Origin of the sequence: Caulobacter sp. CCG-8 (assembly GCF_037402475.1) — a bacterium.
Lineage (GTDB): Bacteria > Pseudomonadota > Alphaproteobacteria > Caulobacterales > Caulobacteraceae > Caulobacter.
On sequence record NZ_JBBEUD010000015.1, the window covers coordinates 129,687 to 141,354 of the forward strand.

Annotated in this window: 7 protein-coding genes; 3 read left to right on the top strand and 4 right to left on the bottom strand. The window is 68.8% G+C overall.

Going from position 1 to position 11,668, the window contains the following annotated elements:
- Window positions 1-406 precede the first annotated feature (406 nt).
- Window positions 407-1,171: a hypothetical protein gene (locus WAE60_RS15900; RefSeq protein WP_337687492.1), complete on the top strand. Its 765-nt coding sequence runs from the start codon at window positions 407-409 to the stop codon at window positions 1,169-1,171.
- A 110-nt stretch (window positions 1,172-1,281) separates the two neighbouring features.
- Here WAE60_RS15900 and WAE60_RS15905 read toward each other — a convergent pair whose 3' ends face one another.
- The 4 genes from WAE60_RS15905 to fdhD all read right to left on the bottom strand — a co-directional run bounded on the left by WAE60_RS15905 (window position 1,282) and on the right by fdhD (window position 6,487).
- On the bottom strand, window positions 1,282-2,292 hold the full coding sequence (locus WAE60_RS15905; RefSeq protein ID WP_337687493.1) for a glycoside hydrolase family 43: 1,011 nt from the start codon (window positions 2,290-2,292) through the stop codon (window positions 1,282-1,284).
- Window positions 2,293-2,433: 141 nt separating this feature from the next.
- Window positions 2,434-3,273, bottom strand: a complete 840-nt coding sequence (locus WAE60_RS15910; RefSeq protein ID WP_029912280.1) for a DUF2807 domain-containing protein — start codon at window positions 3,271-3,273, stop codon at window positions 2,434-2,436.
- 104 nt (window positions 3,274-3,377) lie between these two features.
- Window positions 3,378-5,672, bottom strand: a complete 2,295-nt coding sequence (locus tag WAE60_RS15915) for an FdhF/YdeP family oxidoreductase (protein ID WP_337687494.1) — start codon at window positions 5,670-5,672, stop codon at window positions 3,378-3,380.
- Window positions 5,672-6,487 (bottom strand): formate dehydrogenase accessory sulfurtransferase FdhD, encoded by an 816-nt coding sequence (gene fdhD, locus WAE60_RS15920; RefSeq protein WP_337687495.1) that lies wholly within the window; start codon window positions 6,485-6,487, stop codon window positions 5,672-5,674. The genes WAE60_RS15915 and fdhD overlap by 1 nt, the downstream gene beginning before the upstream one ends.
- 146 nt (window positions 6,488-6,633) lie before the next feature.
- Between fdhD and WAE60_RS15925 the strand changes: the two genes are divergently transcribed.
- A complete protein-coding gene (locus tag WAE60_RS15925; protein ID WP_337687496.1) occupies window positions 6,634-8,268 on the top strand; it encodes an FAD-dependent oxidoreductase in 1,635 nt (544 codons plus the stop codon).
- A gap of 325 nt (window positions 8,269-8,593) precedes the next feature.
- Entirely contained in the window at window positions 8,594-11,476 is a 2,883-nt protein-coding gene (locus WAE60_RS15930; RefSeq protein WP_337687497.1) for a TonB-dependent receptor, read from the top strand.
- Window positions 11,477-11,668 lie beyond the last annotated feature (192 nt).

The window sequence follows — 11,668 nt, forward strand, 5'->3', positions numbered from 1 at the left end:
CCCGGGACCGTTTTCGAAGGCCGGACAGGACGATCCTCCCCTCCCCGATCCGCGGGCCCGGCCAAGGTCGGAAATGAAGCTTGAGCTTATCGAGGGTCTTCCGATCACGACCGTGACGCCCTGCGGAGGGCGCAAACGACCAAGCCCTCCTCCGATAAAGAACCTCGTCGCACGAAACATGCTCAAATCAAGGCGCAGATGAGCATGAACGTGCAGGCGTACGCGATAGGGACGTTAACCCGTCGCTGCAAGTGTCATAAAACTGCATCAATTCGCCGCCGACCGCCTCCGCCGGCCTTGCCGCCCAGGGCGAAGCTCCATAAATCCGCCGCTCCTCGACGGACCGGCGGCCCTCCCCAAACGACCGCCGGCCGATCGAGGCCACACAGTAAGGGGATTACCCACTATGAAGACCCAACTCTTTGCCGCCGCCGCCGTCCTGGCCGTGGCCGTCTCGGCTCCCGCCTTCGCCCAGAACGTCGGCTCGGTCGGCGCCGCCGTGAACTACACCGACGTCAAGGCCACCGGCATCGACGCCGACGGCACCTCGTTCAAGGTCGACGGCAACGTCGCCATCCCGACGGGCGCCTGGACCGTCACCGTGAACGGCAACGTCTCGGTCAACGACAACGACCTGAGCGACGAGACCGTCGCCTCGACCGCCGCCCACGCCACGACCCTGGTCGCCGGCGACACCGTGCGCGTCGGCGGCTTCGCCGCCCTGTCGCGTCCGTCGAACGACACCCTGTGGGCCGTCGGCGCCGAAGCCAGCAAGTACTTCGACAAGGCCACCGTCACCGGCCTGGTCGCCTACGGCCAGTCGAACGACCTGGACGCCGACCTGGTGGCCGTCCGCGCTGACGCCCGCTACTTCGTCTCGGACGACTTCCGTCTGGACGCCGGCGTCGGCTACTCGAACATCGACCCGAAGGGCTTCCAGAGCGCTGACCTCTGGGACTTCAACGTCGGCGGCGAATACAAGTTCGCCAACAGCGGCTGGTCGACCTTCGGCAAGTACACCCACACCGAAGCCAAGGACCTGGCGGACCTGAACGCCGAGGCCGTGAAGGTCGGCTTCCGCTACACCTTCGGCGGCAGCCTGAAGACCCGCGACCGTTCGGGCGCCGACCTGATCGACGCCGACACCCTGTTCGGCTTCGGCATCCGCTAAGCGGAAGTCGTCTCGCGATCAGCGGACTGAAGGAACGCCCCGGAGCTCAGGCTCTGGGGCGTTTCACTTTATATATATGTGTCGCGTGAGCGCGGTTCCGCGAACCGCCGTCACCTCGGGGGGACCAGCCCGCCCTCGACCGGCGCCTCCCGATCGACCGTCAGCGCCCCGCCCTCTTCCCTCAGCTCGGCCACCTGCACCACCGTGCGCTGTCCGTAATAGGGGTCGGCCTTGGCCTCCGGTTCGTTGGACTGGTGAACGAAGTAGTAGAGGAACGCCCTGCCCCCGCTGACCACCACGTCCGGATGCTGGCCCTTGGCGGTGTCGGTCGGCTGAAGCCCCGGCTGCTCCAGGAGACGCCGCGGCTGCAGGCTCCAGGTCCGGGCGTCGTCCGAACGCAGGACGATCAGCCCCTTCCAGGCGTCGGCGATCATCCACCAGGCGCCCTTGAAGCGGAACACCTTGGGGCCCTCGGCGGCCATGTCGACCACCGGCCCGTCGCCCGTCGGCGTCCAGTGGACCAGGTTGGTGCTCTCCACCGCCAGAATCCGGCTGCCCTTGCGCTCGTCCTTGTACCAGAGGCGATAACGGTCGCCGATCTTGGCCACGCTGGCGTCGATCACCCGGTCCGAACCCAGGTCCGGCGTGTCGCCGCAGGTCCAGGTCGCCAGGTCCTTGCTGGTCAGGTGGACGATCCGCGCCGTCGCCGCCTTGTCGCCCCAGCGGTGGAAGACGCCGGGCACCACCGTCAGCCACATGTGATAGACGCCGCCCTCGGCGTAGAGCTCGGGCGCCCACAGGGTGGGGCCCGTGCATTGGGCCGGGATGGCGGCCACGCCCTTGTAGGTCCAGGCCAAGCCGTCCTTGGAGGTCGCCATGCCGATCGGCGTGGCGTGGACCCAGGCGACGTCCTTGGGGTCGGGGTCCTTCAGGGTGGCGCGACGGTTGGTGTAGAACATCACCCATTGGCGATGAGCCTTGTCGAACACGATCGACACGTCGGCCGCCCCGTCGGTGATCGGATCGCGATACAGCGGCTTGGGCGCCGCCGCGCCGCAGACGCCCGGCAAGGCCAGCGCCCAGACAGACGACAGGGCCAGGATCAGCGTCCGCAGCTTCATGCCGTTTCCTCCCATGAACCGCGCCAGCGTAGCCGGTTCAGGAGAAATCACAAAGTGGGACATGGTCCCGCATAATGAAATCCCGACCACCGCGGAGCGCGGGGCCGGGATGACAGCGATCTATATATAAAGTGCCGCCGGCTACTGGCCGATGATCACATTGCCCGAGCCCGCCACGTGCTTGCTCACGGGCCCCGTGGCCCTGGCGATGCGCACGTCGCCCGAACCGGCGATGGAGGCCTCGACGTTACCGGCCTCGCCGCCGAAGTCGACGTCGCCGGAGCCCATGATGTTGACCTCGACCGAGCGCGCGCGGCCGCCGTTGACGGTCACGCCGCCCGAACCCGCGATATTGGCCTCCAGGCCGCCGTTGACGCTGGCGGCGACCACCCCGCCCGAGCCGGCGATGCTGATCTCCAGATCACTGCCGACGTCCTGCATCTTCACGTCGCCGGAGCCGGCGATGTTGATTTCGGCCGAACCGACGCTGCCGACCCGGGTGTCGCCCGAACCGGCCTGGTTCAGGTCCAGCTTGCCGCGCACGTTGGCGACCGTCCAATCGCCGCAGCCGGCGTTGGACAGCTCCAGGTGCTCGGTGCGGCCGACGTTGCCGAACACCGCGCCGCCGGCGGCGACCTCGGCCTTCATCGGCACGCGGATCACGATCTGCGGGATGTCCTCCCACTTCACGTCGCCGACGCCGCGCACGTGGATCACGCGCTTGCCCATCACCGTGTTGCAGCCGTTGATCCGGTTCATCCGCAGGCCGCCGTCGACCGTCACGTCCGAGCCGTTCTGATGGATCTTCAGCGGCAGGCTCTGGTTGGTGGTCAGGAATTCGACCTTCACGTCGCCGCGGGCTTCCGGGATCACCTCGACCCGGGCCACGGCGTCCTTGATCTTCACCGACGGATCGGCGGCGGCGGCCCCGGCGAAGCCCAGGGCCGTGGCGGCGGTGGCCAGGAGAAGAAGAGCGCGCATCGGTTGTTCCCTCGAAACAAAAGCGTTGTTGAGGGAAGGCTAGCCGCGCCCCTGCCGGGAGACGACTTAATTCGAGGTCATGACCCCCTTGTCATGATTGGGCCTCAATTGGCGCTGGCGGCCAGCCGCACGGGAACCGACTTGTAGGCCGGCGTGCCGCTGCGGCGATCGTGATCCTCCAGCGCCACCAGCATGTTGGTCTCCGGATAGTAGGCGGCCAGGCAGCCGCGCGGGATGTCGCGCTCCACCAGGGTGAAGCCGCGCACCGCCCGTCGACCCGTGTCGTCGAAGGCGGCGGTCAGGTCGATGCGGTCGCCGGCCTTCAGTCCGCGCGCGGCGATATCGTCCGGATGGGCGAAGACCACGTCGCGACGGCCGAACACGCCGCGATAGCGGTCGTTCTGGCCGTAGATGGTGGTGTTGTACTGGTCGTGGCTGCGCAGGGTGGTCAGCAGCAGGACGTCGGCGTCGCCCCGCCGGGCGTCTTGGCCGTCATGACGATGGGCCAGGAACTGGGCCTTGCCGCTGGGGGTCTTCCAGACGCGGTCGGACGGCGGCACCGGCAGGCGGAAGCCGCCCGGCTGACGGACGCGCTCATTATAATTGGCGAAGGCCTCGGGGAAGACCGCTTCGATCAGGTCGCGGATCTTGTCGTAGTCGCCGGCCAGGCCTTGCCAGTCGACGATGTCGTCCGGCCCGAACAGCGCCGCCCCGATCCCGGCGACGATCGCCGGCTCGGACTTCAGCTGGTCCGAGGCCGGTGGGTTCAACCCGCGCGAGGCGTGGACCATCGACATCGAGTCCTCGACCGTCACCGCCTGGCGGCCGCCGGCCTGCAGGTCGATCTCGGTGCGGCCCAGGCAGGGCAGCAGCAGGCTTTCATCGCCGTGCAGCAGGTGGGTGCGGTTCAGCTTGGTGGCGACGTGGACCGTCAACCCCGCCTTCCTGATCGCCGCGTGGGTGCGGGTCGGATCGGGCGCGGCGACGGCGAAATTGCCGCCCAGACCGACGAACACCCTGGTCTGCCCCGCCTCCATGGCCGCGATGGTCTCGACCACGGTGTGGCCGTGCTCGCGCGGCGACTTGAAGGCGAACACCCGGTCCATCGAGTCCAGGAACGCCGCCGAGGGCTTCTCCCAGATCCCCACCGTCCGGTCGCCCTGGACGTTGGAATGGCCCCGCAGCGGACAGATCCCCGCCCCCGGCCGGCCGATATTGCCCTTCAGCAGCAGCAGGTTGACCAGCTGCTGCACGGTGCTGGACGACGACCGATGCTGGGTCAGGCCCATGCCGTAACAGAGGATCGTCGCCTTGGCGTTCGCGTAGGCCCGAGCCGCCTCCTCGATCTGGCCGCGGGTCAGGCCCGAGCCCGCCTCGATCTCGTCCCAGCCCAGGTCCTCGACGACGGCCTTCACCGTCTCGAAGCCCTCGGTGTGCTCGGCGATGAAGGCGCGATCCAGCACCGTACCCTGGCTCTCGGCGTCCAGCTGCAGCACCGCCTTCATGATCCCCTGCACCGCCAGGGCGTCGCCGCCGATGGCGACCTGGTAGTAGGCCGAGGCGATGGGAGTCGAGGTCAGGGTCGCCATCTCGACGGGGTCCTGCGGCGCGGCGAACCGCTCCAGCGCCCGCTCCTTCAGCGGATTGAAGGCCAGGATTGTCGCGCCACGCTTCGACGCGTCGCGCAGGGTCGTCATCATCCTGGGATGGTTGGTGCCGGGATTGTGGCCGAAGCTGAGGATCAGGTCGGCGTGGTCGAAGTCCTCCAGCGTCACCGAGCCCTTGCCCATGCCGATGGAGTCCGGCAGGCCCACGCTGGTCGGCTCGTGGCACATGTTCGAGCAGTCGGGGAAATTGTTGGTCCCCAACCGCCGGCCCAGCAGCTGGAACAGGAACGCCGCCTCGTTCGAGGCCCGGCCCGAGGCGTAGAACTCGGCCTGGTTCGGATGGTCTAGCGCCCTCAGGGCGTCGGCGGTGCGCGCGAAGGCGTCCTCCCAGCTGATCGGCAGATAGCGATCCGTCGCCTTGTCATAGGCCATGGGATGGGTCAGCCGGCCCAGGTCCTCCAGGGCGTGGTCGTTCCAGGTCAGGAGCTCGGTCACGGCATGGGCCGCGAACGTCTCGGGCGTGGCGCGCTTGGTCGTCGCCTCCCAGGCCACGGCCTTGGCCCCGTTCTCGCAGAACTCGAACGAGCTGGTGTGCTTGGGATCGGGCCAGGCGCAGCCGGGGCAGTCGAAGCCCTCGGGCTGGTTGGCGCGCAGCAGGGTCTTGCCGCCCCCGATCACCGTCTCCTGGTCGGTCAGGGCCCCGGCCACCGCTTTGAGCGCGCCCCAGCCGCCGGCGGCGTTGTCGTAGCGATGGATGCCGCGGACGCCCGCATTGGGTTTGTCGTGGGCCATCACGCATACTCCGGTACGGTGTCGAGCAGGCGCTCGGCATAGGTGAACACGGTGTGCCCGTCGGCGCGGGCCAGGGCGACCAGGGTCAGGCCGGACTCCTCGGCCCGGCGGATCGCCAGGTCGGTCGGCGCCGAGACCGCCACCAGGATCGAGCAGCCCATCCGCACGGTCTTCTCGACCATCTCGAACGAGCAGCGGCTGGTGACCACCACGAAGCCCGTCGAGGCGTCGCGACCTTCCCGGGCCATCGCCCCGGCCAGCTTGTCCAGAGCGTTGTGGCGGCCGACGTCCTCGCGGACCACGACCAGCGCCCCCTCCCCGTCCGCGAACGCCGCGGCGTGGGTGGCCCGGGTCAGCCGGCCCAGGGCCTGGGCGTCGCCCAGGGCGTCGACGGCGCGCTGCACCGCCTGGTGCGAGACCCTGGCCCCGCCTTCCAGGCGCGGTAGCGGCCGCACGGCGTCGGCCAGGCGCTGAACGCCGCACAGCCCGCAGCTGGAGCGTCCCTCCAGCGTCCGCGGCCGGGCCTTGCGCTGAATCGCGCCGGGCTGGAGCTTCACGTCGGCCAGAAGGCCCAGGTCGGTCCGCGTGACCTCGACGGCCAGCACGTCAGCCGCCTTGGCCACGGCCTCGGTGACGGTGAAGCCCAGGGCCAGGTCCTCGACGTCGTCGGGCGTGGCCATCAGCACCGTATGCGGCCGGCCGTCGAACGACAGGCCCACGGCGACTTCCTGGGGGGTGTCACGGGCGATGGTCTCGGACCCGGCCCCGACCCGCCACTGGGTGGCGGAACGGCGTTTAGCGGCGGCTTTCGACATGGGCGGACTCTACCGCCTGGCCGCCTCCGCGTCCAAGGCCGCTCTTCACGGCGCGAACGTTCAAATCCGATGCGGATGTAGATGACCGAACGGCGATCCTGACGCACTCTAGGGTCATGGCCATCATGGATACCCGCCGCGATCAGATGTTCCCCCTCCTCCTGCCGGAGGAGATCGATCGCATCCGCCGGTTCGGCGACATCGCCCACGCCAAGGCCGGCGCTATGCTGGCCCAGGCCGGCGAGGTCTCGCCCGGGCTCATGGTCGTGCTCGAGGGGCGCGCCCGCGTCAGCCGGCGCGACGCCCACGACGAGAGCCACGTGATCGTCGAGCACGAGCCCGGCCATTTCATCGGCGAACTGGCCCAGCTGTCGAACCGCCCGTCCCTGGTCGACGTGCAGGCCATCACCGACGTGGAGGTGCTGCGCATCAAGCCCGATCGCCTGCGCGCGGTGCTGATCGCCGAGGCCGAGCTGGGCGAGCGGATCATGCGGGCCCTGATCCTGCGCCGCGTCGGCCTGCTGGAGCTGGGCGCCGGTCCGATCATCCTGGGCCGGGCGAACGACGGCGACGTCATCCGCCTGTCCGGCTTCCTGGCCCGCAACGGCCACCCCTTCAAGCAGCTGGACCCGGACACGGTCGACTGCGCCAAGGTGCTGATCGAGCGCTTCTCGCTGGACGAGGCCGAGCTGCCGATCGTGCTCTGCCCCGGCGGCCAGATCCTGCGCCATCCGTCCAACGCCGAGCTGGCGCGCTGCATCGGCATGGTCGGCGACCTGGACCCGACCCACATCTACGACGTCGCCGTGGTCGGGGCCGGTCCCGCGGGCCTGGCCACCGCCGTCTACGCCGCCTCCGAGGGCCTGTCCGTGCTGGTGCTCGACACCCGGGCGTTCGGCGGCCAGGCCGGCGCCTCGGCCCGGATCGAGAACTATCTGGGCTTTCCCACCGGTGTCTCGGGCATGGCCCTGATGGCCCGCGCCTACAACCAGGCCCAGAAGTTCGGCGCCAACCTGGCCATCCCCGACGAGGTCGCCAGCCTGGAATGCACCGCTGACGCCACCGGCGACAGCGCCCTGGACGGCTATCACCTGAAACTGGTCAGCGGCGAGACCACCCAGGCCAAGACCGTGGTGATCGCCAGCGGCGCCCGCTACCGGCGGCTGGACGTCTCCAACCTGGACGCCTTCGAAGGCAGCAGCGTCCACTACTGGGCCTCGCCGCTGGAGGCCAAGCTGTGCGCCGGCCAGGAAGTGGCCCTGGTCGGGGCCGGAAATTCGGCGGGCCAGGCGGCGGTCTATCTGGCGGCCCACGTCAAGAAGGTGTGGCTGGTGATCCGCGGCAAGAGCCTGGACGCCAGCATGTCGCGCTACCTGATCGAGCGCATCGAGAGCCTGCCCAATATCGAGGTCGTCACCCGCAACGAGATCGTCGAGCTGGAGGGCGAGGACGGCCAGCTGCGCGCCATCCGCCATCGCGACCTCGACACCGGCGAGGAAGACCGCTGCGAGATCAGCCACCTGTTCCTGTTCATCGGCGCCGCGCCCAACACCGCCTGGCTGACCGAGTGCCGGGTCGAGCTGGACAACCACGGCTTCGTGCGCACCGGCCAGGACCTGGCCCCCGGCCACCCGTCGCTGCAGACCAGCCGCCACGGCGTGTTCGCGATCGGCGACGTGCGGGCGGGCTCGGTCAAGCGCGTGGCGGCGGCCGTCGGCGAAGGCGCCCAGGTGGTGGCGGCGATCCACGCCTATCTGGCCGAGCCCGTCACCACGGCCTGACGCCTGCCCTGAAGACAGAACCATGACGCACTGTGGCCGGCCGGCCACGGCCGTCTTCGCGTCGGCTCCGCAACAAACCGCGTCCCGCCCGCCGCTATGTCTTGCCCCGTGATCCGTTTCGGGCCGCCGCGCGCCTATATGACGTTTCGGCGACAATCCACAGATGGGGCACAATCGTCCCTGCGAGTCTGAAACATCGGGACTCCAGCGCGTACGGCCGCACACATTCGAGAAAAAGCCGCCCCATACCCAAGGCCCCAAGCGAATTTCCTTTCGCCGGTACCGGCCATCGTCGCTCTCACGATGGCCCATTTGGGGATACTTCATGTCGAGAACGCACTACCTCGCGGGCGCGTCCGCGCTCGCCTGCCTGATCGCGGGCGCGCCTCTGGCGGCCCACGCCCAGACCGCTTCGGCCGACACCTCGGTCAGCGCCATCGAGGAGATCGTCGTCACCGGTTCGCGCATCGCCCGCCGCGACTACGTCTCCAACAGCCCGATCGTCACCGTGGGCCAGGACGCCATCCAGAAGACCGGCTCGGTCACGGTCGACACCCTGCTGAACCAGATGCCGCAGTTCGTGCCGTCGGTGTCGTCGACCTCGAACAACCCGTCGAACGGGGGCCAGGCCAATATCGAGCTGCGCGGCCTGGGGACCGCCCGCACCCTGGTGTTGCTGGACGGCCACCGCGTGGTCGCCTCCAACTCCGACGGCAGCGTCGACATCAACATCCTGCCCACCGCCCTGATCCAGAACATCGAGGTCATCAGCGGCGGCGCCTCGGCCACCTACGGGTCCGACGCCGTCGCCGGGGTCGTCAATTTCAAGCTGGACCACAACTTCACCGGCCTCGCGGTCGACGCCCAGTACGGCATCAGCCAGCACGGCGACGGCAAGGAGACCGCGGTCAGCGTCACCGCCGGCGGCAAGTTCGCCGACGATCGCGGCCACGCCGCCGTTTCGCTGGCCTATTCCCAGCGCGGCGACGTGTTCAACTCGGCCCGCGACTTCGCCGCCGTCTCCGGCGCCTCGTCGACCACGCCCTACGGCCGCTATGACGCCACGGGCACCAACCTGCCGACCCAGGCGGCCATGGACGCCGTCTTCGCCAAGTACGGGATCGCGGCCGGCACGGTGAAGGCCGGCGCCAACCTCGGCTTCAACGACGACGGCACGCTGTTCTACAACGGCGTCAACTACGGCGGCTCGACGGCCATCGACTACGCCACCATCCCGGTGAACGGCACCTACAACACCGGCGCCCTGAACCTGCTGCAGCTGCCCCTGACCCGCTACTCGGCCTATGGCGAGGCCCAGTACGAGATCAATTCGCACGCCGAGGCCTACGGCTCGTTCAACTTCACCCACTACGACTCCCGCACCGTCCTGGCCCCCGCCCCGGCCGCCAGCACCACGGGCTTCACCGTGCCGGTGACCAACCCGTTCATCCCGGACGACCTGTCCACCCTGCTGGCCAGCCGCGCCGATCCCACGGCCGACTTCCTGCTGCGCAAGCGCTTCACCGACGTCGGCCCGCGGGTGTCGGACACCACCTTCAACGTCTTCCAACTGGCCACCGGCGTGCGCGGCGAAACCGGCTTCAAGGACTGGACCTACGACGTCTACGGCTCGTTCGGCCGGTCCGAGCAGAACGAGATCCAGTCGGGCAACATCAGCCACTCGGCCGTCCAGACCCTGCTGAACGCGGCCGACGGCGGCGCCAGCATCTGCAGCGGCGGCTACGACCCGTTCGGCCTGAACGCGCTGTCCTCGGCCTGCCGCAGCTACATCTCGCGCACGACCAAGAACTGGACGGCCGCCGAGCAGCGGGTGGTCGAGGCCAACCTGCAGGGCGGCCTGTTCGACCTGCCGGCCGGCGAGGTCCGCGGCGCCTTCGGGGCCGACTACAAGTACGACAGCTTCAAGTACGTGCCCGACAGCCTGCTCTCGACCGGCGACGTGGTCGGCTTCAACGCCGCCGACGCCATCGACGCCTCCACCGACGTCAAGGAGATCTACGGCGAGCTGCTGGTCCCGGTCCTGAAGGACCTGCCCTTCGTCAAGGCCCTGAACCTCGACCTCGGCTACCGCTATTCCGACTACCAGACGATCGGCGGCGTCTCGGCCTACAAGGTCGACGGCGACTGGGAGATCGTCGAGGGCTTCCGCCTGCGCGGCGGCTATCAGCGCGCCGTTCGGGCCCCCAGCCTGGGCGAGCTCTATTCGCCGCAGAACCAGAGCTACGAGACGATCACCGAGGACCCCTGCGCGATCGACAGCTCGGTCCGCACCGGCTCCAACGCCACGGCGGCCCGCGCCCTCTGCCTGGCCCAGGGCGTGCCGGCGGCGATCATCGACACCTACACCTACGCCAACACCCAGGTCGACGCGACGGTCGGGGGCAACAGCGACCTGCACGAGGAGACCGCCGACACCTACAGCGTGGGCTTCGTCTGGACGCCCGTGTTCGAAAACCCGCTGTTCCGGCGCCTGTCGCTGTCGGCCGACTACTACTCGATCGACATCAAGGACGCGATCGGCACCATCTCGGCCGAGGACGCCCTGCAGAACTGCTACTCGGCCACGGCCAACCCGACCGCCAGCACCAGCAACTACTACTGCAGCCTGTTCACGCGCAGCGCCGCCACCGGCGAGGTGTCGTCGATGAGCCTGATCAACCTGAACCTCTCGGAGTACAAGACCCGGGGCGTCGACTTCCAGGTCGACTGGGCGTTCGGCCTGGGCGCCGTCGGGCTGGACGACAAGTACGGCTCGCTGCGCGTCAACGTGATCGGCAGTTGGCTCGACAGCTTCCAAATCCAGAGCCTGCCGGGCGAGGACTTCGTCGAGCTGAAGGGCACCATCGGCAACGACCAGGTCAGCAACACGGCCGTCGCCCACCCCGAGTGGAAGGTCAACACCTCGCTGACCTACACCCTGGGTCCGGTCGACCTGGGCGTGGCCTGGCGCCACATCGACGGCATGCAGGACTATGCCGACGAGGACAGCGCCACGCCGAACATCGACTATTTCGACCTCAGCGGGACCTGGCGGGTGAACCAGACCTACGAGTTCCGCGGCGGGGTGACCAACGTCACCGACAAGGCCCCGCCGTACTTCAGCTCGTACGTCCAGGCCAACACCGACCCGTCGACCTACGACGTGTTGGGACGGCGGTTCTATGTGGGGGTGAAGGCGCGGTTCTAGGCGCCTGATCACCGACAGACGAGGGGCCGGAGGGGAAACCTCCGGCCCTTTTTCGTCCGCCTCCGCCCCCTATGGGGCGGACAGACCGCGAAGCGGTCAGGTGGGGGCAAGTCAGTGAGCCACCAAAGCAAAAGGCCCCGGAGATCGCTCTCCGGGGCCTTCGCTTGGTCAGCTAGTCGCTGAGATCGGATT